Raw genomic sequence first — 21,837 nt, 5'->3', positions numbered from 1 at the left:
GGACGAGCGTTTTCCAGCTATGGCCGCGCGATCGGGGATAGCTACATTACCCGCTCCTTCACGTCGATTAACTCTGTCAGCGTAAAACTGACACAGCATGCGGGGGAATATCCCCGTCCAGACAGAAAATTTCTTTTTCTCCCTCACTCAGCAGGTTTTCAAGTGCCTTCCTCACCATGGCAACATTGACCTTTCCGCTGTCAATCAGCCTGTCCCCATCTTCTAACAGGATCTGCGCTGCGCTTTTAAAACGTCCCGGCAGCTGATGCGTGTCAATTTTCGCCAGGCTCCTGCCATTATGGAGAAAGCGGTTCGCTACTGAAACTTCGCCTGAAAGTGAAAGCACATTTCCCCGGATCCGCCTGTGGCGGCCGTGTGCCGAATAATATCTGCAAGATAGTCGTCACCTTCTTTTTTGTCTGAAAGAAAATTCCGTTCCAGACCGCTATAGCTGATTTCTTCAGCGTCAGCGTCGTGCGCGCGATAAACCAGCCGGGGAACAGGATTATCTCTGACGTATTTCCTTAACTGTTCAATGGACTGAAAGCCGGTCGGCTCAATGCGGTCAGTGGGGTCGGCCCCCTTTGCAATAATATTTTCTACGGTCATTCTGGATGGTCTGACAGCGGAAGCGGACGAGGTTGCTGCCTGCGATGTTGACGGCGCGGATAAAAGGTTTCCATAACGATCGCAGGGCTGATTGTCGCTTTTCCGCTTGAAGCCGGAGGGAGAACTTTGGCTGGTTTTCACCCCCTCAGCCGTGCTTTTAAAATGACGCATCCCACCAGGCAGACGCGCCATCTCAGGGCTGACCAGCACATCTTTTCCGGAACCGCTCTCCTCTCTGCTGGTCACTATGGATAACTGCGTCACTGGCTGATGGCTGGTACTGTCATAAACCGTAAAATGGTTGCCGCCGGGATGCCGTAACCCCATCACCATGAGTGGATCTTTACTGCCGGGGTTCCTGAACGGCATAACCTGATAGCGCTCGCCATCGGGATGATATGGAGGCAGGCTTCCATTAAAGATCGCACCAGGCGGTATGGTCACGGCGGGCCTGTGGAAATTAAGCCTGTCAGGCATACCATTTACCGAAAAGTTTTTATCGTATTGCGCATTTACGATCGCCTTACCCTGTCCGTCTTTTATGGTCAGAGCAGTAACTGAGTTTTCCTTATCGGCATACAAGCGAGCCATACAGTTTTTATCCTCGTTATGACTAAAACCATATTCCTTACTGCCATCAGCACGGTGTGTCACGGGTTTGTTTTCATCAGGCGTGCCTGCGGAGATCAGATAAGCCATCTGTTCAGAACTGTATCTGCCTTTAAGTGCGCCATTACAGTATTCCTCTCCGCCAACGGTCAGCGTCCGCGGTAAGCCGGGAGAAGGCGTACCATTGGCAGCCGTGTTGCTTTCTGAAGATGTCAGGTTATTCAGGGTTGATGAAGGTTTCCCTACTGAAGTGTTTTTGGCGCTTGAGGAAGTTGCGGTATCGGTCTGGCGGGGCTGATGTCGTGAAACAGCAAGCATGGGTATAGTACTCCTGATAGCAGATGCAAACCGGTCGGTGGTATTTATGTATGCCGGTTATGTCTCTTCAACGATTATGCTGAGTGGATAAATAAACCCTGTGGTTCCCACAAACGGCAAAAAAGTCGGAACAGGCTGCGTTTAGCGTCATACGGTTCAATCTTGCAGAATAAGGCGTAGGGTAAGTCAGTGCTGTCTGGAGTGTAGTGGTCAACTAAAATTGGCTACCGCTTTAGAGTTTTCCAGTATCGGTTTTCCGATTCGTTTGGTGGCAATCCACCGTTATATTCATACGGTCTGAGCGTGCTGTAGTAACCCACGATGTAATCTGTGATCGCATGAGAGGCTTCACTGAAGTTCATGTATCCCATCACGGGAACCCATTCATTTTTCAGGCTCCGGAAGAACCGCTCCATTGGGCTGTTATCCCGGCAATATCCCGGCCGACTCATGCTCTGCTTTATCCTGCAACGCCACCGTAACTGCCTGAACTGCCGGTTTGTGTAATGGCTACCCTGATCGCTATGGAACATCACTCCGCCTGGCTTTCCCCGACGCTCCCAGGCCATTTCCAGCGCTTTCATAGTGAGTTTGCTGTCCGGTGAGAATGACATTGCCCGGCCCACGGGTTTTCTGGCGAACAGGTCGTGAACAACAGCAAGATATGCCCAACGTTTTCCTGTCCAGATATAAGTCACGTCGCCGCACCATACCTGGCTGGGCTCGATGACCGCGAACTGACGATCAAGGTGGTTCGGTATAGCGATTTGTTCCTGTCCACCGCGCTTATACCGGTGTGTTGGCTGCTGGCAACTTACAAGTCCCGGCTCTTTCATGAGCTTGCCAGCAAGCCAGCGCCCCATACGGAAGCCTTTAAGTGTTGCCATAGTGGCAATGCTCCTTGCGCCCGCTGAGCCATGACTGATGCTGTATAACTCCTGCACCTGGCTACGCAACGCTGTCCGCCTGATATCCGGTTCATCAGGACGACTTTTCCAGTATTTGTAGCTGCTACGGTGAACCCCAAACACATGGCACAGTATCGCCACGGGATAACGCGCTCTGAGCTTCCCGATTAACGGGAACTGTTCAGGGAGTCTGACATCAAGAGCGCGGTAGCCTTTTTTAATATGTCGTTTTCCATTTCAATACGTTGAAGTTTTTTCTTCAGCTCACGAATTTCAGTTTATTCCGGCGTTATCGGCGAGGCTTTTGGCGTTTTGCCCTGACGTTCATCACGCAACAGTTTAACCCGGCGCGTCATGGTAGAAAGCCCTGTATCCATCGCTTTAGCCGCTTCAGCAACGGTGTAATTCTGATCGACGACAAGCTGGGCTGATTCGCGTTTGAACTCTGCACTGAAATTTCTTTTTTTCATTTGGGCACCTGTATTGTTCTGAGGCGAGCATATCACCTCTGTTCAGGTGGCCAAATTCAGTAAACCACTACGCTGTTGCGGCATTTGGCAGATAACGAAATCGACAGTGATTCATTCGCTGTAACGCATGGGAACGAAAACGGCAAAGAGACGGAATGTGAGTTGAGCATAACTGACTTTGCTCTACGCGCTGCTGCGGACGTTGATGCGATGCTCGATGCACTGTCGCAGCGTGACGCGCAGATAGCAGCGCTGGCGAAGCAGCCGCCGGTGGCATATACGGTTAGTCGAGTCATAGAGGCGCTTTCTAAGGGATACTTGGGGACAGTTACAGTCTGCCCGGACGCTCGCCAAGTAAGCCCTGTGCCGCTGTTCCTCCACGCCGCGCCGCCAGCGCCGGTAGTGCAGAATGAAGTCGCAGAGGTGGCCCGCGCCGCGCTGGACTATATCGACGCGCTGCCGTCTGACGTTGTTGCGTCGCTGCCAGCTATGCCGGGGTTTGATCGTAGCTGGGCTGATGGTGCGCTGTCGTTGACTGCCGCGCCGCCAGCGCCGGTTAAGTTGCCAAGCCTGAAGCAGACGATTTCTGGTGAGCGCTACACCTGGTCAGATGGTGTTTACAACTACCAGCAGGACGTAATTGGAATACTCAAAGCGGCAGGCGTTGTTGTGGAGGTGGCAGATGAATAATCAGGAACGGCAGGCGCTGATTGAGCGAGTGTCAGAAATATACACAGAGTATTCTAAGCCTAATCACCCAAAAGCATTCAGCGTAAAAGACACTGAAATTGCTAAGCTGGCCCTTATTGCCCTGGCGGCATTAACCGCTGAGCCAGTTGCATTTACAGCGCAAAGCAACATTGATGGATTTGGCGGGGGAGTTGGATATATGTGGCCGCCTGGCAATGAAAAGCCCACTGATGTGGCTCTGTACGCCAATCCAATCGACAACACCGCGCCGCAGTATGAGGCGCTGGCAAGATTTGACACGGCAGGCGGCCCGGAGAAAACAGTAATTGTGCATCACGTTGCGCCTCCTGGCTGGCAACTGGTGCCGGTCGAGCCGACAGCGGAAATGTATGACGCTGGTGATAAGCAGCTGGCTACAAAGCAGGTATGGGATGCAATGCTCGCCGCAGCACCGAAACCGGAGGGACAGTGACCAGATTCAAATACTCCCTCACCATGCTTCTTCCGGCGTTTATCGTCTGTTGGTCAATAGGAAAGTCTGCAAAGGCCATTGAGAGAATAGCCAGAAAGGTCAGATTAAAATGTGCCTATAAGATGCGGGACGTTTTAGCGGGAATTCCAACAGACGAAAGTAAGGAGAATGAATGTTAGCAGGCTTCATACTCCTCATTACCGCTCACTCTCACGCCCTACCCCTGACCGATAAAATCTATCCCACCAAAGCAGAATGCGAGTTCATGAAGCGTCGCGTAAATGAGCGTCGGCCGTTGGCTCAGCTGGAATGTGGTGAGGTAAGGAAATAATTATGGCTCCGAATGAAATGCTTAATGATTTCATTAAAGGTAATGGATATGGAGTAGCACCCAGCGCCGTGGTGGAGATGGCCCGCGAGCTACTGGCGCTACGGAAGGCGTTTAGTGAGCCCGCGGTGCATGAAGCTGAGATTAACGGAGTCATGTCTTCAGTAACAAAGTCACAATATCAAGATTGCAAAAAGTACGGCGTACCAACCAGGCTTTTGTATACCAAGCCCACAGAGATCACCTGATACCTCACCTGTTTACCGTTCCAAGTAAAGTTTTTCCTAGAGAAGTCGATTAAGAGTTGACGGGGCTAATCCCGGTGAATCAATAGGAATTTTAGATGAGTAAAGGACAATTCAACGTTGATAAGGACGGAATCAAAAAAATCGGTGAAGGCGTTGCGGTTGGCGTTGGTGCCGGTGCTGGGGCAGGAATTGGTGCTGCGATAGGCGTAAGCGGTGCTATTGCTGCTGCCGAAGCTACCGCCGCCGCCGCGGTTGTTGCAGGTAGCGCTTCTGCAACAACTGCGGGGTTGGCTGCTGCTGGCGGTGGTGCAATCGCAGCAGGCGGCACAGGAATGGCAGGAGGAGTCACAGCTATAGCTTCAGCAGCAGCAAGTAGTGCCGTAGTTCCAGTAGTTGGGTGGGCGGTAGCTGGCGCAGCATTAACTGGCCTTGCAGCTTGGGGAGCATACAAGTATCTAACGAAGGACTAATCATCTGGTCTAAAAATACCAACCGCCCACCGAGGCGGTTTTTTTGCACCTAAACCCCGGAGGTATCCCATGCGCGCAGACATTAATGATGCAGCCAGTGAGCTGGAAGAACTGGTTTAAAAGGCGGCCAGTATAACATAAATGAAAGGGGAAGAGCTTCCAACCGTATTTAACGCCGAGATGTATTCACGCCAATACAACATCATTAATTTGACATGTCAATTCATATATGTCATATATACACTATACAAACAGGGGGTATATATGGAATTCATTACTGGAAGTTTTTCTGACATTGCCGATACCAACCTAGGAAAGGAGTTGTGGGCATTCCTGACATCTCATGAATCATTAATAATGATGGAAACTGCAAGCTATCTGTCAAAACCGGCACTGGAGCCTTTACAACCCAGCCTCTTAGAGAGGTTCGGTGATGAAGTTAAAAGGGATCGCGTCAAGCAGATGTTGGGGAAAATGGTCAGACAGATAATGGAAGAGCGTGGATACGCACTTGACCAAGTTGGTGTGAGATTAAAACAAAATTCTTTATTTTTAAGCGCAGCCAGATATAAAAAATGGAGCTGAAGTATGAACCTTAGAATGGAAGTAAGGAAATGGGTTTCCGGACACATTGAAGGGATTATTGAGGCGGCCCGCTTTCATAATGCTGAGACGGTTAGGATTGGAATGACAGGTGAAGGAATCAGGCCTAATTATCAATTAATCACAGATAAAAACAGCTTAATCGCCATTAATGGCATTAACCATCAGCCATTTAGTAGGGTCAGTGAGTTCGACGAAAAAAGGATTTCGAAGGCTTATTCAATTGAGCAACTAATCAATATGAGAGTATGGGGCGGTTTCGTTGAAGCAGAAAATTTTGAGTGAAGGTTAAATAACCCACTAAGCCGCCCACGGGCGGTTTTTTATTGCCTGGATCCGGAGTAAAGAAGCGTGGAACCGGAAACCAAAAACGCGCTAAGGGCCGTAGCGCGTAAGTGCAGGAGCGAAATCACCAACGCCATCGACGGCCAGCCAAAGTCAGACCACGACAACATTATCACCACCCTTCTCGATAAACACGCCAAAACCGTTCAATGCCTACCGCCTAATACATTTCCGGCCAAGCGCTGGTTATCGTTTTATGTGCGTCAGGTTGATAAGGAGATAAAACATGTCAGTTGAATTAATCGATAAACGTCGCCCGGGACAGCGTATAAGAGGACTGGGATTGCCTAACGGCACATGGTTTAAAGTGCTGGGCATACTAGGCATGGAGAAGCTCGTTGATACGCAGCATACCAATGACCTTTTGGATATCACGCCAGGCAAGGCAAAGAAAATGGCAGCATTGATAGAGGCGTGGACGCCGCCAGATGGCTGGGTTAACGGAAATGACCACCGCTCACATGCCAGAATGAAAGCTTACCTCATCGAATTCCTGCGCGACTGCAACGGCTTCCGCAGCCGCTAACTCCCATCCTCCTATTCACTATCGCGCTATGCGTGAGGAGTTGTTATGTCCAGAGATATACTTTACGAATGGCTAAAAAGTGGCGAGTACATGGCCCGCTGTGGCTATACCTTGCAGCGAAGCCGAAAGAAAGTGCCGTTCAAAAACATGGATAATGATATAGCCCGCTTCAGGCGTGAAATGGATGAGAAGTTTAGCAGCATTCTGAGCGCTAAATGATCACCCCACTCCACCTCATCATCACAATCATTGCGTTCATCATCGCCAGAGCAATATTCAACTACCTGTAGAGGTCATTCATGGAAGCTTACGCGCTTACCCTGGATGAGGCCTGCGCGTTTCTCGGCATCTCCCGATCCACGGCCAGCAACTGGATACGGTCGGGACGCCTGACAGCAACACGCAAAGACCCGTCCAAACCGAAGTCACCCTATCTCGTCACCCGCCAGGCATGTATTGCCGCTCTCAATAATCCAATGCACACTGTCGCAGTGAGCGCGGCAGGTGCATATGAGGAGAAATTATCATGTCCATCTTCCGCAGGGGCTCCGTCTGGTACGGGAGTTACACGACGCCGGGCGGCAAGCGAATTAAGGAATCTCTTGGCACAGAGGACCGAAAGCAAGCACAGGAGTTGTACGACCGCAGGAAGGCTGAACTGTGGCGAATAGAGCGCCTTGGTGACTTTCCTGATGTAACGTTCGAAGAAGCCTGCATGCGCTGGCTGGAAGAGAAAGCGCATAAGAAATCTCTGGATGCAGATAAGGGCCGGATTGGATTCTGGCTCATGCATTTTGAAGGAGTTTTGCTGAAGGATATCAGCGAGGCGAAAATTTACGCTGCGGTCAGCAGGATGACCAACCGTAAATCAGAGGAAAGATGGAAACAGCGCGCTGCATCGATGCAGAAGAAAGGAATCGATATTGGGGTATATAAGCCGGAGCCGGTATCCACATCTACGAAGGCCAAGCATCTGGCGCTCATGAAGGCGCTGATGCGTGCAGCCGAAAGGGAATGGAAGTGGATCGAGAAGTCACCTGTCATCAAGGTGCCGCAGGAAAGAAATAAGCGGGTACGGTGGCTCGAACCCGCTGAAGCAAAGCGGCTGATTGATGAATGCCCTGAGCCGCTCAAGTCTACCGTAGAGTTTGCACTGGCGACAGGGTTGCGCCGGTCGAACATTGTCGATCTGAAATGGCAGCAGATTGACATGCAGCGCAAGGTGGCATGGATATACCCGGAGGAAAGCAAGTCAGGCAGAGCAATTGGCGTTGCACTGAATGACACAGCCTGCGCCGTTCTGAAGCAGCAGCTTGGCAAGCATCACAACTGGGTGTTTGTACACACCGAGGCTGTGAAGCGAAATGACGGAACGACAACGGCCGGAGTCAGAAAGATGCGCGTCGATTCAAACACTGCATGGCGAGCAGCGTTAAAAAGAGCCGGTATTGAGGACTTCCGGTTTCACGACTTGCGACACACCTGGGCAAGCTGGCTCATTCAGTCAGGAGTTCCGCTTTCGGCGCTGCAGGAAATGGGTGGCCGGGAAAGCATCGAGATGGTGTAGCGTTATGCACATCTGGCACCTAACCACCTAACCGAACACGCAAGGAAAATTGACGCGATTCTTAGCAGTCGTGTCCCAAATCTGTCCCACGTTGAAAATCTGAAAGCTGGAGGTGAGTGATAAGTGATTGATATTTAATGGCACGCCCTACAGGATTCGAACCTGTGACCTACGGCTTAGAAGGCCGGTGCTCTATCCAGCTGAGCTAAGGGCGCCTTGGTGAGTTGGGTCGAATTATACGACGCAAAGGCAGCGAGTCAACGTTTTTACAGCCGTGCCGCGCGCTTCGCCGAAGATGTAACCAGACAGCGCGATTCAGGGACTGACAGCGGCGCGCGCTTCTGACAAAATACGCCGCATTCCCCGATTCACTCACACAGATGGATTCCTTCCCTGATGGCAGCAAAAATTATTGACGGTAAAACGATTGCGCAGCAGGTGCGCCTTGAGGTTGCTGAAAAAGTGAAACAGCGGCTGGCGGACGGAAAGCGCGCGCCGGGCCTGGCGGTAGTGTTGGTGGGCGAAGATCCCGCCTCGCAGATCTATGTCGGCAGCAAGCGTCGCGCCTGCGAAGAGGTGGGGTTTATCTCCCGCTCTTACGATCTGCCGGCAACCACCAGCGAAAGCGTGCTGCTTGAACTGATCGATACGCTGAATAACGACAGCGAAATTGACGGAATCCTGGTGCAGCTGCCGCTGCCGGCGGGCATCGATAACGTCAAGGTGCTGGAGCGTATCGCGCCGGATAAAGATGTCGATGGCTTCCACCCTTATAATGTCGGCCGCCTCTGTCAGCGCGCGCCGCTGCTGCGCCCCTGTACGCCGCGCGGCATCATCACGCTGCTGGAGCGTTATAATATCGATACCTACGGCCTGAATGCGGTGGTGGTCGGCGCCTCGAATATCGTCGGCCGTCCGATGAGCCTGGAGCTGCTGCTGGCTGGCTGCACCACCACCGTGACGCACCGCTTTACCAAAGATCTGCGTCATCATATTGAGCATGCCGATCTGTTAGTGGTCGCGGTCGGCAAGCCGGGCTTTATCCCTGGCGAGTGGATTAAACCCGGCGCGATCGTTATCGACGTAGGGATTAACCGTCTGGAAAGCGGCAAAGTGGTAGGCGACGTGGAGTTTGACGTCGCCGCCGAACGCGCTTCCTGGATTACGCCGGTACCGGGCGGCGTTGGGCCGATGACGGTCGCAACGCTGATTCAAAATACGCTGCAGGCGTGCGAAGAGTATCATGATAAAGGAGCCGCATAATGGCCACGTTTTCTTTAGGTAAACATGCGCACGTTGACCTGTGCGATCTGCTGAAGCTGGAAGGCTGGGTAGAAAGCGGCGCGATGGCGAAGAATCTCATCGCCGATGGTCTGGTGACGGTAGATGGTCAGGTTGAAACGCGTAAGCGCTGCAAGATTATCGCCGGACAAACGGTGGAGTTTGACGGACAGCGCGTCAAGGTCACTGCCTGAGACGACAACAGCCGGTTAAACCGGCTGTTTTTTCTGCCGCGCGTCAGCGTCCCTGCTGAAAGCGCTCTCTGCTGTCGATTACTGTGCCTGCTGTAAACGCAGCGCGCTTTTTTCCGCTTCGCTTAATGCGGGCTGCTGCGCCTGGCCGCTCTCCGAGGCTTTTACCGCCGCTTCCAGCACCGCCATTACCGCCAGCGCCTGCTGCGGCGGCACCGGATTCTCCTGCTGACCGTTCAGCGCGTTGGCGATCTGTATATAGTACTGACGCTGATCGCCCGCTGGCGTCGGTAGCTGGCGCGGCGCTTCTTCTCCGCTGTAGAGCACCATCGCGTCGTCGTCCGCGCCCCAGCCTGCGCTGCCGGGCGTCACCCCCGCCAGTAGCTGACTCTCCTGGCGGTCGGCATGCGCTTTTATCAGGCTGCCTTTATCGCCATGCACGCTAAAGCGCGATACGCCGCCGGCAACCAGCATGCTGCAATGGAGGATAACGCGATGCTCAGGATAGTTCAGCACAACATGCGCCCAGTCGTTCACCTCCGCCTGTTCACGCAGCGTGGCGATATTGCCCTGCACGCTTTCCGGCAGGCCAAACAGCTGTAACGCCTGGTCGATCAGATGCGGGCCTAAATCGAACCACAGGCCGCTGCCCGGCACGTTCTGCTCGCGCCAGCGTACGCGTACCTGCGGACGAAAACGGTCGATATGAGATTCAAACTGCACGACCCTGCCCACCAGCCCCTGCTCTATCGCCTGGCGCACGCCGAGATAGTCGCTGTCCCAGCGGCGATTGTGAAATACCGACAGCAGCTGTCCTTTCTCTTCGGCCAATGCGATCAGCTCGCGCGCTTCCTGCATATTCAGCGTAAAAGGCTTATCCACCACCACATGTTTGCCCGCCTCCAGCGCCTCTCTGGCCAGCGGCGCATGCGTGGTGTTGGGCGACGCGATCACCACCAGATCGATATTCGGATCGGCGATCGCCTGCTGCGCATCGGCGATCACTCGCATACCGGGAAAATCAGCCTGCACTTTGGCGGCGTCGCTGGAAACGATAGCGTAGAGGTTCAGTCCCGCCGTGGCGGAAAGCAGCGGTGCGTGAAAGGTCTTTCCGGCGAAGCCGTAGCCAATCAGCGCCACGTTGATCATTGCGTTGTCACTCATGTTGTTCTCCTTCGGCGATAACTGAAACGTCGGTGGATGGCATAGCGGGCAGCGCATTCCAGGGACGATCGATAAACAGACGTTGCATATCCGCTAAATCCGCTACCCGATGCGGCTGGCAGCGGTCCAGTTTTAAATGATCGACGACCAGCCAGCGTTGGGCGCTGAACGCCAGCATGGCGCGTTTAATTTCGGCATCGGCTTCCTGGCTGGCGCTAATGCCCAGCCTGGCGTCGACCGCGCAGGCGCCGAAAATGGCGATATCGGCGCGATAGCGTTGCAGCGCCGCCAGCGTGGCGGCGCCAGCAAACAGGCGCTGACTGTTATCCCACTGCCCGCCCAGCAAAATCAGTTCAATATCCGCCCGACCGCTCAGCGCCCAGGCGATATCGAGTGATGCGGTGATCACTCGCGCAGGAACCGTAAGCGCGGCGGCCACCGCCAAAACGGTGCTGCCGGCGTCCAGCATCAGCGTGCTGCCTGGCGGGATCTGCTGGGCCACCGCCCTGCCCAGCCGCTGCTTGGTTGCGTTAAGCACGCCGCTGCGCGCATTGCGCGACATCGCGGGCACATCCAGCGCAATTGCGCCGCCGTGGTTTTTCTGCGCCAGCCCCTGGCGTTGCAGATCGTTAAGATCGCGGCGTACAGTGTCGACCGATACCCGCAGCGTGCGGGCCAGCTCCGCCACGCCCAGCTGTCCCTGCTCGCTTAACAGCCCTAACAGCGCTTTTTGACGCGCAACTTTATGCATAGCGATCCTCCTTTGCAGCAATATACTGCAAAAAACGGCAAATAACAGCAAAAGAGGGATCAAAAGGATCTTTTTGATGGAGGGTCAGGCATTAGAGAGAGTAGTCGCAAAAGCACGCCGGGAGTGGCGGCAGGCGGAAAATCATCCGCAGAAAACGACCGGACGCAGAAAAAGGGCTGGTCAACGCCAGCCCTGAGGGAGAATATTACTTACGGCGCCAGGTGGTGCCCTGTGGGCCATCTTCCAGCACGATGCCTAACGCGTTCAGCTTGTCGCGCGCGACATCCGCCTGCGCCCAGTCTTTCGCCTTGCGCGCGTCGTTGCGCATTTTAATCAGCGCTTCGATCTCGGCTACTTCGTCGTTATCCTGCGCCGCACCGCCTTGCAGAAATTGCTCCGGGTCCTGCGCCAACAGACCCAACACGCCGGCCAGTTCGCGCAGACGCGCCGCCAGCCCGTCCGCCGCGGCCTTATCTTCCGCCTTCAGACGGTTCACTTCACGCGCCAGATCGAACAGCACGGAGTAAGCTTCCGGGGTGTTGAAGTCATCATCCATCGCCTCGCGGAAGCGTGCAACAAACGCCTCGCCGCCTGCCGGTTCGGCGCTGGCGTCGGTATGGCGCAGCGCGGTATAGAGACGCTCCAGCGCGGCGCGCGCCTGTTTCAGATTCTCTTCGCCGTAGTTAAGCTGACTGCGATAGTGGCCGGACATCAGGAAGTAGCGCACCGTTTCAGCGTCAAAATGCTGCAACACGTCGCGGATGGTGAAGAAGTTGCCCAGCGATTTGGACATCTTCTCGCGATCGACCATCACCATGCCGGAATGCATCCAGTAGTTGACGTAAGGGCCGTCATGGGCGCAGGTGGACTGCGCAATCTCATTTTCGTGATGCGGGAACATCAGATCGGAGCCGCCGCCGTGAATATCAAAATGCTCGCCCAGCTGCTTGCAGTTCATGGCGGAACATTCGATATGCCAGCCCGGTCGCCCGGCGCCCCACGGCGAAGGCCAGCTTGGCTCATCCGCCTTCGACATTTTCCACAGCACGAAGTCCATCGGGTTACGCTTGACGTCGGCGACTTCCACGCGCGCGCCCGCCTGCAACTGTTCCAGATCCTGGCGCGAGAGGCAGCCATATTCAGGATCGCTGTCGACGGCGAACATCACGTCGCCGTTGCTCGCCACGTAAGCGTGTCCACGGGCGATCAGTTTTTCCACCAGCTCGATGATTTCGCTGATGTGACGGGTAGCGCGCGGCTCCAGATCGGGCGGCAGAATATTCAGCGCGCTGAAGTCGGCGTGCATCTCGGCGATCATGCGGTTGGTCAGCGCTTCCACCGTTTCATTATTCTCATTGGCGCGCTTGATGATTTTGTCGTCAATATCGGTGATATTGCGCACATATTTCAGCTGATAGCCGCAGTAACGCAGGTAACGCGCCACGATATCGAAGGCAACGAAGGTTCGGCCGTGACCGATATGGCTCAGGTCATAAACGGTAATACCGCACACGTACATGCCCACTTCACCGGCATGGATCGGTTTAAATTCCTCTTTTTGGCGCGTCAGGGTATTAAAAATTTTCAGCATTGAACTTTCCGTATAAGCGTGTGCGGATAAACGAAACTAAGAGGGTCTATTTTTCACGTAAGCGCTACGCAATGCAAGAAAGGACACAGGCGCGCGGCGGCAAAAGCGCACCGGGAGTCCCTGTAAAGCCCCTTTGCGCTTACTGACGCCGCCCCGGAAATTATGTTATAAGAAGCGTCTGTTAAAACTGGCCCGCGCAGGCGGGCGCAGTATCTTAAGAACTCCAACCTTTACAGGACGAGATTATGGTTACTTTCCAGACCAATCATGGTGATATCGTGATCAAAACGTTTGATGACAAAGCGCCTGCGACCGTGCAGAACTTCCTGGATTATTGCCGTGAAGGTTTCTACGACAACACCATTTTCCACCGTGTGATCAATGGCTTTATGATTCAGGGCGGCGGCTTTGAGCCGGGCATGAAGCAGAAAGCGACCAAAGCGGAAATCCGCAACGAAGCTAACAACGGTCTGAAAAATACCCGCGGCACGCTGGCGATGGCGCGTACTTCCGCTCCGCATTCCGCCACCGCGCAGTTCTTCATCAACGTTGCAGACAACGACTTCCTCAACTTCCGTGACGAAAGCCTGCAGGGCTGGGGTTACTGCGTGTTCGCTGAAGTGGTGGAAGGCATGGACGTGGTCGACAAGATCAAAGCCGTTTCCACCGGCCGCAGCGGCATGCATCAGGATGTGCCAAAAGAAGACGTGATCATTCAGAAAGTCATCGTTAGCGAGTAATGTCACGCACGCTGTTTATCGCAGATTTGCATCTGTGCCAGAAAGAACCGGCAATTACTGCCGGTTTTCTGCGTTTTTTGCAGCGCGAAGCGCAAACCGCCGACGCGCTCTATATTCTCGGCGACCTGTTTGAAGCCTGGATCGGCGATGACGATCCCAATCCGCTTCATCAGCAGATCGCGACGGCGCTGCGCACGCTGCCGTTGCCGGTCTGGTTTATTCACGGCAACCGCGATTTTCTGCTCGGCCAGCGCTACGCCCGCGCCAGCGGCATGACGCTGCTGCCTGAGGAGCAGGTGCTGAATCTCTATGGTCGTTCGATATTGATTATGCATGGCGACACGCTCTGCACCGACGATGAAGGCTATCAGCGCTTTCGCCGCAAGGTGCATCAGCGCTGGCTGCAGAGGCTGTTTCTCGCCCTGCCGCTGCGGCTGCGTCAGCGTATCGCGCTGCGTATGCGCGACGGCAGCAAAAACGCCAACAGCCAGAAGTCCACGGCAATTATGGATGTCAATGCGCAGGCGGTCAGCGAGGCGATGCAGCGCCATCAGGTTCAGTGGTTGATCCACGGTCATACCCATCGTCCGGCGGTCCATACGCTGACGGCGAACGGCCAGCCCGCAGAGCGGCTGGTGCTGGGCGCCTGGCACAGCGCCGGTTCGATGATTGAAGTTACCCCGCAGGCGATTAACCTGATTCACTTCCCTTTCTGAAGCGGAAAAGATCCCGCTTCAGCGCCCGTTATCGGGCTACGCAACCGTTTTCCTTGCCGAAGAGACATGCTATTCTCTGTGCCCTTCCCGACCGCGTGGCAACCACGCCGGTGACCTTTGCATAATCACAGGAGTCAGATCCGCATGTCTCTTAACGCCGCCCCGACCCGCATCGCCATCGTCATGGGTTCCAAAAGTGACTGGGCCACAATGCAGTTCGCTGCGGAGATCCTTACCGCTCTGGCCGTTCCCTTCCATGTTGAAATCGTTTCCGCTCACCGCACGCCGGATAAGCTGTTCAGCTTTGCCGAAGGCGCGGCGGAAAAAGGCTATCAGGTGATTATCGCAGGCGCCGGCGGCGCGGCCCACCTGCCGGGCATGCTGGCGGCGAAAACGCTGGTGCCGGTGCTGGGCGTGCCGGTGCAGAGCGCCGCGCTGAGCGGCGTCGACAGTCTCTACTCCATCGTACAGATGCCGCGCGGCATCCCGGTGGGCACGCTGGCGATCGGCAAAGCGGGCGCCGCCAACGCCGCCCTGCTGGCCGCACAGATTCTGGCGATCCATGACGGCGAACTGGCGACGCGCCTTGCCGCCTGGCGTCAGGCGCAGACCGACGACGTATTGAATAATCCCGATCCGCGGGAGGAAGCATGAAGCCAGTTTGCGTATTAGGAAATGGTCAGTTGGGCCGTATGCTGCGTCAGGCGGGCGAACCGCTGGGCATCGCCGTCTATCCGGTGGGGCTGGACGCCGAGCCGGAAGCGCTGCCGATTCAGCAAAGCGTGATCACCGCTGAAATCGAACGCTGGCCGGAAACCGCCCTGACGCGTGAGCTGGCGCGCCATCCGGCGTTTGTGAACCGCGAGATTTTTCCGCTGCTTGCCGATCGGTTAACCCAAAAGCAGCTACTTGATCGGCTGGGCCTGGCGACCGCGCCCTGGCAGTTGCTCTCCTCTGCGCAGGAGTGGCCGCAGGTTTTCGCCCGTCTGGGCGAACTGGCGATCGTGAAGCGTCGCACCGGCGGCTATGACGGGCGCGGCCAGTGGCGTCTGCGCGCAGCGGAAACCGCCGCGCTGCCGGACGAGTGCTACGGGGAGTGCATCGTTGAACAGGGCATCAACTTTTCCGGCGAGGTGTCGCTGGTCGGCGCGCGCGGACATAACGGCGCGACGGTGTTCTATCCGCTGACGCACAACCTGCATCAGGAAGGCATTCTGCGCACCAGCGTGGCGCTGCCGCAGCCGGACAAGGCGCAGCAACAGCAGGCGGAACAAATGCTGAGCGCCATTCTGCATGAGCTGAACTATGTCGGCGTCATGGCAATGGAGTGCTTTGTCACGCCCGCGGGGCTGTTGATTAACGAGCTGGCGCCGCGCGTACACAATAGCGGCCACTGGACGCAAAACGGCGCGTCCGTCAGCCAGTTTGAGCTGCATTTACGCGCCATTCTCGACCTGCCGCTGCCGACGCCGGTGGTCAGCACGCCGTCGGTGATGATCAATCTGATCGGCACCGATGTGAATCCGCAGTGGCTAAGCGAGCCGCTGGTGCATCTGCACTGGTATGAGAAAGAGGTGCGTCCGGGTCGCAAGGTGGGACACCTGAACCTCAGCGATCCTGACGGCCAGCGTATCGCCGCCGCGCTGACGGCGCTGACGCCGATGCTGCCGCCGGAGTACGCCAGCGGCATCGCCTGGGCGCAGAGCCTTTTAGGGTAAGGCGTGCGCTGTCCATGAAGACAGCCAGCCCCAGCGTTTTTGAACCTCAACGGCCCGCGCATGCGGGCCGTTTTTATCAGAAGCTGCGGAACAGCGCTTTGCCACGCAACAGTCGAATGCCCAGCCAGCCGCCGCACAGCGAAAGCAGCAGCGCGCCGCTCAGCGGCAACACTATCCAGAGTCGGTAATCCGGCTGCCACGGAAAATCGAACACTTTGCGCTGCAATCCCCACAGCGCCGCCTCCGCCCCCAGCGCCGCCGCGCCGCCAGCCACCACGCCCAGTAGGGCAAACTCGCACCATAATGTCGCGCGCAGCAGCTTTTTACCCGCGCCCAGTGTGCGATAGACCACCAGCTCCTGGCGTCGTTGCCGCATCCCTACCTGTATCTGCGCCAGCAGCAGCAGAATGCCGCAACCGGTCACCAGCACTACCATGATTTCCAGCGCCTGGCTGACCTGCGTCAGTATCTGGCCGATCTGACGCATCATCGCGCCGATATCGAGCAGGCTGAGCGTCGGAAAGGCGCGGTTAAGCTGCGCCAGCGTTTCAGGATGCCCGTCGAGACGGAAGCTGGTAAGCCAGGTCTGCGGTTGTTCATCCAGCGCACCCGGCGGAAAGATAAAGAAGAAGTTGGGACGCAGGCTTTCCCAATCCACTTTACGCAGGCTGCTGATTTTAGCGCTGAACTGTTGGGTATCGCCGGTAAAGGTCAGCGTATCACCGAGCCTGACGCCGAGCCGGTCGGCCAGCTCCGCTTCCATAGAGACCTCGCCAGCGCGCGGCGGCCACTCGCCGGCCACGATCGGATTATGCTCAGGCCGATGCGACAGCGTGGTCAGATTCAACTCGCGGTTAAGCGCGCTGTCGCGACGCGGATCGACCTTCTGATGGTTAATCTCCGTCAGGCGCACCCTGGCGATGGGATAGAAGGTGCCGGGATGAATCTCGCGCTGAACCAGAAAACGCTGCACGTCCGCCACCTGGTCGCGGCTGATATTCAGCAGAAAATAGTTGGGGCTGTCGGCGGGCAACTGTTGCTGCCAGCGTTCAAGCAGATCGCCGCGCAGCACCAGCAGCAGCGCCAACAGCATAAAGGAGAGCGAAAAGGCGGCCAGCTGGCTCAGCGTCGCCCAGGGCTGACGCAGCAGGCGATTCACCGCCAGCCGCAACGCCAGCCTGCGCAGCGTCAGACGCCCCAGCAGCCAGAGCGCGCCCCACCCCAGCGCGGCCAAAAGCAGCGCCAGCAGCACAATGCCGCCCAGCAGCGCCCAGAGCAGTTTGCTGTTGCCCACCAGCAGTACCAGCAGCGCAACCACCACCAGCGCCATCACAGGCAGATAGTAACGCAGCGGCCAGACCGGCGCGATGGCGTCCTGCCGCAGCACGCGCAACGGCTGGGTCTCCAGCAGCAGCCGATAAGGACGCAGCCCCACCAGCAGCGAAATCACAAACAGCGCGCCCAGCGCCCAAATCCAGGGCCAGACCCCGGCAGACGGCAGTTCGCCTGGCAACACCGGCCGCAGCATCCGCAGCAGCAGCGCCTCAAACCCCGCGCCCAGCACGCCGCCAGCCAGCGCGGCTAGCAGCAGCACCGCGAACCATTGTCCGACGATCAGCCGCCGCAGCGCGCCGCGACCGGCGCCCAGCGTCTTCAGCACCGCCACCAAGTCGTAACGGCTGCGGCAGTAGTGGCTCATCGCCACCGCGACCGCCGCGACCGAGAGCAGCAGCGTCAGCAACGCCGATAGCAGCAGGAACTGCTGCGCGCGCTGCATCGAACGGCCCAGCGCATCTTCGGAATTCTCGACGCTGAGCCAGCGCTGATCGCTTTTCAGCTGCGGCGTAATCCAGCGGTCATAGCGGCTGAGCGCCTCGGCGTCGCCAGCGAACTTATAGCGCCAGGCTACGCGGCTGCCGGGCTGAATCGCGCCGGTTTTCTCCACGTCCGCCAGGTTCATCAGTAGGCGCGGCGCGGTCTGAAAAGGATTAAACCCGGCGTCAGGCTCCTGTAAAATCGCGCCGGCGATGCGCAGACGAGCATCGCCGACCTCCAGTTCGTCGCCGGGCTTCACCGCCAGCAGCGCCATCAGCCGCGGCGCCAGCAGCACGCTGCCCGGCTGAGGCTTCAGGCCCGGCGGTTCGGTGCGCAGCTTGCCGAACATCGGATAGCTGGCGTCTACCGCCTTGATCGCCGCCAGCTGCGGGCTGTCGCCCGCAAAGGTCATGGTCATAAAGGTGAGCTGAGCGGAGAGCTGGAGCCCCTGCCGTTGCGCCTGCTCCAGCCACGCCTGCGGCGCGCTGTGGCTGCTGCGCAGCGTGCGGTCGCCCGCCATAAACTCGCGGCTCTGCTGGGTCAGCCCTTTCTCCATGCGGTCGCCGAGCGTACCCAGCGCCAGCACGCAGGCGACCGACAACGTCAGCGCCAGCCAGACGATCAGCAGCGAGGGCGAACGCCACTCGCGCCAGAACCAACGCCAGATCATGCTTCCTCCCACAGCTTACCGTCGCGGACGCGCAGCCGACGATCGCAACGCGCCGCCAGCTGCGCGTCGTGCGTGACGAGGATCAGCGTGGTGGCGCTGTCGCGATTCATGGAAAACAGCAGGTCAGCGATGCGGTCGCCGGTTTGACGATCGAGGTTGCCGGTCGGCTCATCGGCGAACAGCACGTCGGGACGCCCGTTAAAGGCGCGCGCCAGCGCCACGCGCTGCTGCTCGCCGCCGGAAAGCTGCGTCGGCAGGTGATGCAGCCGCTTGCCCAGGCCGAGCTGCGCCAGCAGACTTTGCGCCTGCTCGCGGCTTAGCCGGTCCGATTCACCGCGCAGCAGCGCCGGAAGCTGTACATTTTCCAGCGCGCTCAGCGTCGGCACCAGCATAAAAGATTGAAAGACAAAGCCGACATGACGCGCGCGCAATGCGGCGCGCTGCTCCTCATCCATCTGCGGCAGGGACTGGCCGCAGAGACGCACCTCGCCGCTGCTGCCATCATCCAGCCCGGCCAGAATGCCCAGCAGCGTCGACTTGCCTGAGCCGGATTCGCCAATCAGGGCGATGCTCTCCCCTGGTTTGACAACCAGGTCAACTCCGGTAAGGATGAACAGCTGATGCTCCCCTTCACCGACGGATTTAGTAAGATGATGAACTTCAACAATGTTTTCCGCTGGCATTATCCCTTCCTGTTGTTGTTACTGTTGCTGGCGCGCGTCGCGTCAGCCGATACCCTGCTGGTGCTGGGCGACAGCCTGAGCGCCGGCTACCGCATGTCCGCTGGTGAAGCCTGGCCCGCGCTGCTGGATAAAAAGTGGCGGCAGCAGCCGCAGGTGGTGAACGGCAGCATCAGCGGCGACACGGCGGCGCAGGGCCTGGCGCGTCTGCCGGCGCTGCTACAGCAGCACAAACCGCGCTGGGTATTGATCGAACTGGGCGGTAATGATGGGCTGCGCGGCTTCCCGCCGCAAAATATTGAACAGGATTTGCGCAAAATTATCACTACGGTGCAGGCCGCCAACGCCGAACCGCTGCTGATGCAGATTCGTCTGCCGGCGAACTATGGCCGCCGCTATACCGAAGCTTTCAGCAATATCTATCCCAAACTGGCTCAGCAGTACAATGTGCCGCTGGTGCCCTTTTTTATGGAACAGGTCTATCTTCAGCCCCAATGGATGCAGCAGGACGGCATTCATCCGGCGCCCGATGCGCAGGACTTTATTACCGAGCTGATGGATAAGGCGCTGACGCCACTAGTTAAACACGAGTCCTGAACGGCAACGAAGCCAGAGACGTAAAGTTATGCAAAAAAACGTGTTAATCACCGGCTGCTCCAGCGGCATCGGCCTGGCGGCAGCCAACGATTTATTGATGCGCGGCTATCGCGTGCTGGCCGCCTGCCGCAAAGAAGCGGACGTGGCGCGCATGGAGGCGCTGGGCTTTTGCGGCATCCAGCTCGACTTAGACGATGAAGCGAGCGTTGCCCGCGCCGCTGAACAGGTCATTGCGTTGACCGGCAACCGGCTCTACGGGTTATTCAATAACGCCGGCTACGGCGTTTACGGCCCGCTGGAAAGCCTGTCGCGCCGTCAGTTGGAACAGCAGTTCGCCAGCAACCTGTTCGGCACGCATCAGCTGACGATGCTGCTGCTGCCAGCGCTGCGCGCCAGCGGCGAGGCGCGCATTATCAATACCAGTTCAGTGATGGGGCTGATTTCTACACCCGGACGCGGCGCCTATGCCGCCAGCAAATATGCGCTGGAAGCCTGGTCTGACGCTCTGCGCATGGAGCTGCACGGCAGCGGCGTGCGCGTCAGCCTGATCGAGCCCGGCCCTGTCCATACCCGTTTTACGGACAATGTGAATCAGACGCAGCGCGATAAACCGGTGCGGAATCCCGGCATTGCGGCGCGTTTTACCCTGCCGCCGGAAGCGATCCTGCCTAAGCTGCGCCATGCGCTGGAGAGCCGTCGCCCGCGCCTGCGCTATCCTGTGACGCTGGTCGCGCATGCCATGAGCTGGCTGCGACGCTTGCTGCCAGGCTGGATGCTGGATCGCATTTTACGCGGCAACGCGCGCGATAATGCAAATTCTGCTTGAAGCCGGGCGTAGCGCCCCAATATCGTAACAAAGTCATCAGACAAAGAGACGCATACATGTCACTACACGCTTCGATTATCGATATCAACGAATCCAACCTGCAGCAGACGCTGGAGCAGTCCATGACGGTGCCGGTGCTGTTCTATTTCTGGTCCGATCGCAGTCAGCACTGCCAGCAGCTTACGCCGGTGCTGGAACGGCTGGCGCAGGAGTATGCGGGACAATTCCTGCTGGCGAAGCTCGACTGTGATAATGAGCCGATGGTGGCGTCGCAGTTCGGTCTGCGCGCCATCCCTACCGTTTATCTGTTCCAGAACGGCCAGCCGGTAGACGGCTTCCAGGGGCCGCAGCCGGAAGAGGCGATCCGCGCGCTGCTGCAAAAAGTGCTGCCGCGCGAGGAAGAGTTAAAGGCGCAGCAGGCTATGGCGCTGGTGCAGCAGGGGAAAACGCTGGACGCGCTGCCGCTGTTGAAAGAAGCCTGGCAGCTGAGCAACCAGTCGAGCGAAATCGGCTTCCTGCTGGCCGAGGTGTTGATCAGCCTTAACCGCAGCGATGAAGCGGAAGCGGTGTTGAAAGTGGTGCCTTTGCAGGATCAGGATACCCGCTATCAGGGGCTGATGGCGCAAATCGATCTGTTGAAGCAGGCGGCAGACACGCCGGAAATCCAGCAGTTGCAGCAGCAGCTGGAAAGCGACCCGGATAACGCCGATCTGGCCAGCAAGCTGGCGCTGCAACTGCATCAGGTAGGCCGCAACGAAGAAGCGCTGGCGTTGCTGTACGGCCATCTGAGAAAGGATCTGAACGCAGCGGACGGCCAGGCGCGCAAGATGCTCCAGGAAATTTTGGCGGCGCTGGGCACCGGCGACGCGCTGGCGGCCAAATATCGTCGCCTGTTATACTCCCTGCTCTACTAATCCGCTAATACGGGCCAGGG

General features: G+C 57.2%; 25 protein-coding genes, 1 tRNA gene and 3 pseudogenes. 20 read left to right on the top strand and 9 right to left on the bottom strand.

Annotated elements, in window-relative coordinates; translation table 11 throughout:
- Positions 1–76 precede the first annotated feature (76 nt).
- From C2E16_RS20525 to C2E16_RS06145, 3 genes and pseudogenes are all read right to left on the bottom strand, one after another.
- Entirely contained in the window at positions 77–346 is a 270-nt protein-coding gene (locus C2E16_RS20525) for a hypothetical protein (protein WP_146107473.1), read from the bottom strand.
- Positions 316–1,536 (bottom strand): hypothetical protein, encoded by a 1,221-nt coding sequence (locus C2E16_RS06150; RefSeq protein WP_146107472.1) that lies wholly within the window; start codon positions 1,534–1,536, stop codon positions 316–318. The genes C2E16_RS20525 and C2E16_RS06150 overlap by 31 nt, the downstream gene beginning before the upstream one ends.
- Positions 1,537–1,746: 210 nt before the next feature.
- A pseudogene (locus tag C2E16_RS06145) lies at positions 1,747–2,914 on the bottom strand (IS3 family transposase).
- A gap of 84 nt (positions 2,915–2,998) precedes the next feature.
- Here C2E16_RS06145 and C2E16_RS06140 point away from each other — a divergent pair.
- From C2E16_RS06140 to C2E16_RS06095, 11 genes and pseudogenes are all read left to right on the top strand, one after another.
- Positions 2,999–3,604, top strand: a complete 606-nt coding sequence (locus tag C2E16_RS06140) for a hypothetical protein (RefSeq protein ID WP_133052073.1) — start codon at positions 2,999–3,001, stop codon at positions 3,602–3,604.
- A complete protein-coding gene (locus C2E16_RS06135) occupies positions 3,597–4,076 on the top strand; it encodes a hypothetical protein (RefSeq protein ID WP_084970573.1) in 480 nt (159 codons plus the stop codon). The genes C2E16_RS06140 and C2E16_RS06135 overlap by 8 nt, the downstream gene beginning before the upstream one ends.
- 333 nt (positions 4,077–4,409) lie before the next feature.
- Entirely contained in the window at positions 4,410–4,652 is a 243-nt protein-coding gene (locus C2E16_RS06125) for a hypothetical protein (RefSeq protein ID WP_084970571.1), read from the top strand.
- Between the two features lie 95 nt (positions 4,653–4,747).
- Positions 4,748–5,122: a hypothetical protein gene (locus C2E16_RS20520; RefSeq protein WP_145055386.1), complete on the top strand. Its 375-nt coding sequence runs from the start codon at positions 4,748–4,750 to the stop codon at positions 5,120–5,122.
- A gap of 264 nt (positions 5,123–5,386) precedes the next feature.
- Entirely contained in the window at positions 5,387–5,707 is a 321-nt protein-coding gene (locus tag C2E16_RS06120) for a hypothetical protein (RefSeq protein ID WP_133052072.1), read from the top strand.
- 3 nt (positions 5,708–5,710) lie between these two features.
- Positions 5,711–6,010: a hypothetical protein gene (locus tag C2E16_RS06115; RefSeq protein WP_084970569.1), complete on the top strand. Its 300-nt coding sequence runs from the start codon at positions 5,711–5,713 to the stop codon at positions 6,008–6,010.
- Positions 6,011–6,076: 66 nt separating this feature from the next.
- Complete coding sequence (locus C2E16_RS06110) at positions 6,077–6,307, top strand: hypothetical protein (protein WP_084970568.1); 231 nt, start codon at positions 6,077–6,079, stop codon at positions 6,305–6,307.
- The gene (locus C2E16_RS06105; protein WP_084970567.1) at positions 6,297–6,596 is read left to right on the top strand and encodes a DUF7739 domain-containing protein; all 300 of its coding nucleotides are present in this window, start codon (positions 6,297–6,299) and stop codon (positions 6,594–6,596) included. The genes C2E16_RS06110 and C2E16_RS06105 overlap by 11 nt, the downstream gene beginning before the upstream one ends.
- Before the next feature lie 45 nt (positions 6,597–6,641).
- A complete protein-coding gene (locus C2E16_RS20750; RefSeq protein ID WP_167401658.1) occupies positions 6,642–6,815 on the top strand; it encodes a hypothetical protein in 174 nt (57 codons plus the stop codon).
- An 80-nt stretch (positions 6,816–6,895) separates the two neighbouring features.
- Positions 6,896–6,991, top strand: a pseudogene (locus tag C2E16_RS21085) (helix-turn-helix domain-containing protein); the annotation flags it as partial.
- A gap of 131 nt (positions 6,992–7,122) precedes the next feature.
- A pseudogene (locus C2E16_RS06095) lies at positions 7,123–8,283 on the top strand (tyrosine-type recombinase/integrase).
- 18 nt (positions 8,284–8,301) lie between these two features.
- Here C2E16_RS06095 and C2E16_RS06090 read toward each other — a convergent pair.
- A tRNA-Arg gene (locus C2E16_RS06090) sits at positions 8,302–8,378 on the bottom strand.
- 181 nt (positions 8,379–8,559) lie between these two features.
- On the opposite strand from C2E16_RS06090, the gene folD reads away from it, so the two are divergent.
- The gene (folD, locus tag C2E16_RS06085) at positions 8,560–9,426 is read left to right on the top strand and encodes a bifunctional methylenetetrahydrofolate dehydrogenase/methenyltetrahydrofolate cyclohydrolase FolD (RefSeq protein WP_038627492.1); all 867 of its coding nucleotides are present in this window, start codon (positions 8,560–8,562) and stop codon (positions 9,424–9,426) included.
- Positions 9,426–9,638 (top strand): ribosome-associated protein YbcJ, encoded by a 213-nt coding sequence (gene ybcJ, locus C2E16_RS06080; RefSeq protein ID WP_038627494.1) that lies wholly within the window; start codon positions 9,426–9,428, stop codon positions 9,636–9,638. The genes folD and ybcJ overlap by 1 nt, the downstream gene beginning before the upstream one ends.
- A 78-nt stretch (positions 9,639–9,716) precedes the next feature.
- Here ybcJ and C2E16_RS06075 read toward each other — a convergent pair whose 3' ends face one another.
- The 3 genes from C2E16_RS06075 to cysS all read right to left on the bottom strand — a co-directional run bounded on the left by C2E16_RS06075 (position 9,717) and on the right by cysS (position 13,141).
- Positions 9,717–10,799, bottom strand: a complete 1,083-nt coding sequence (locus tag C2E16_RS06075) for an oxidoreductase (protein ID WP_038627496.1) — start codon at positions 10,797–10,799, stop codon at positions 9,717–9,719.
- Positions 10,792–11,550 (bottom strand): DeoR/GlpR family DNA-binding transcription regulator, encoded by a 759-nt coding sequence (locus tag C2E16_RS06070; protein ID WP_038627498.1) that lies wholly within the window; start codon positions 11,548–11,550, stop codon positions 10,792–10,794. The genes C2E16_RS06075 and C2E16_RS06070 overlap by 8 nt, the downstream gene beginning before the upstream one ends.
- 205 nt (positions 11,551–11,755) lie before the next feature.
- Positions 11,756–13,141 (bottom strand): cysteine--tRNA ligase, encoded by a 1,386-nt coding sequence (cysS, locus tag C2E16_RS06065; RefSeq protein WP_038627500.1) that lies wholly within the window; start codon positions 13,139–13,141, stop codon positions 11,756–11,758.
- Between the two features lie 245 nt (positions 13,142–13,386).
- Here cysS and ppiB point away from each other — a divergent pair, with 245 nt between their 5' ends.
- From ppiB to purK, 4 genes are all read left to right on the top strand, one after another.
- Positions 13,387–13,881, top strand: coding sequence for a peptidylprolyl isomerase B (ppiB, locus tag C2E16_RS06060; RefSeq protein WP_038627502.1), 495 nt, complete (start codon positions 13,387–13,389; stop codon positions 13,879–13,881).
- A complete protein-coding gene (lpxH, locus tag C2E16_RS06055) occupies positions 13,881–14,597 on the top strand; it encodes a UDP-2,3-diacylglucosamine diphosphatase (RefSeq protein WP_084970565.1) in 717 nt (238 codons plus the stop codon). Before ppiB ends, lpxH begins: the two co-directional genes overlap by 1 nt.
- A gap of 144 nt (positions 14,598–14,741) precedes the next feature.
- Positions 14,742–15,251 carry a 5-(carboxyamino)imidazole ribonucleotide mutase gene (gene purE, locus C2E16_RS06050; RefSeq protein WP_104951444.1) on the top strand — a complete coding sequence of 170 codons (510 nt, stop codon included), beginning with the start codon at positions 14,742–14,744 and terminating at the stop codon, positions 15,249–15,251.
- Positions 15,248–16,315 carry a 5-(carboxyamino)imidazole ribonucleotide synthase gene (gene purK / locus C2E16_RS06045; RefSeq protein ID WP_084971723.1) on the top strand — a complete coding sequence of 356 codons (1,068 nt, stop codon included), beginning with the start codon at positions 15,248–15,250 and terminating at the stop codon, positions 16,313–16,315. Before purE ends, purK begins: the two co-directional genes overlap by 4 nt.
- A 76-nt stretch (positions 16,316–16,391) precedes the next feature.
- On the opposite strand, the gene ybbP is transcribed toward purK, so the two are convergent.
- Positions 16,392–18,800 (bottom strand): putative ABC transporter permease subunit YbbP, encoded by a 2,409-nt coding sequence (gene ybbP / locus C2E16_RS06040; RefSeq protein WP_104951443.1) that lies wholly within the window; start codon positions 18,798–18,800, stop codon positions 16,392–16,394.
- Positions 18,797–19,483 (bottom strand): putative ABC transporter ATP-binding protein YbbA, encoded by a 687-nt coding sequence (ybbA, locus tag C2E16_RS06035; RefSeq protein WP_084971464.1) that lies wholly within the window; start codon positions 19,481–19,483, stop codon positions 18,797–18,799. Before ybbA ends, ybbP begins: the two co-directional genes overlap by 4 nt.
- Here ybbA and tesA point away from each other — a divergent pair.
- Genes tesA through C2E16_RS06020 form a run of 3 tightly spaced genes read left to right on the top strand, consistent with a single transcriptional unit; the run spans position 19,451 to position 21,817 of the window.
- Positions 19,451–20,077 (top strand): multifunctional acyl-CoA thioesterase I/protease I/lysophospholipase L1, encoded by a 627-nt coding sequence (gene tesA, locus C2E16_RS06030; RefSeq protein ID WP_244555351.1) that lies wholly within the window; start codon positions 19,451–19,453, stop codon positions 20,075–20,077. The two genes, ybbA and tesA, sit on opposite strands and share 33 nt — an antisense overlap.
- 28 nt (positions 20,078–20,105) lie before the next feature.
- Positions 20,106–20,903, top strand: coding sequence for an SDR family oxidoreductase (locus C2E16_RS06025; protein ID WP_038627512.1), 798 nt, complete (start codon positions 20,106–20,108; stop codon positions 20,901–20,903).
- A gap of 56 nt (positions 20,904–20,959) precedes the next feature.
- The gene (locus C2E16_RS06020) at positions 20,960–21,817 is read left to right on the top strand and encodes a co-chaperone YbbN (RefSeq protein WP_038627514.1); all 858 of its coding nucleotides are present in this window, start codon (positions 20,960–20,962) and stop codon (positions 21,815–21,817) included.
- Positions 21,818–21,837: the final 20 nt, after the last annotated feature.

The sequence above is a fragment of the Mixta calida genome (assembly GCF_002953215.1).
Classification (GTDB): domain Bacteria; phylum Pseudomonadota; class Gammaproteobacteria; order Enterobacterales; family Enterobacteriaceae; genus Mixta; species Mixta calida.
Note: the sequence above shows the minus strand (reverse complement) of the source record. Positions and strands in the feature narration are given on the sequence as shown.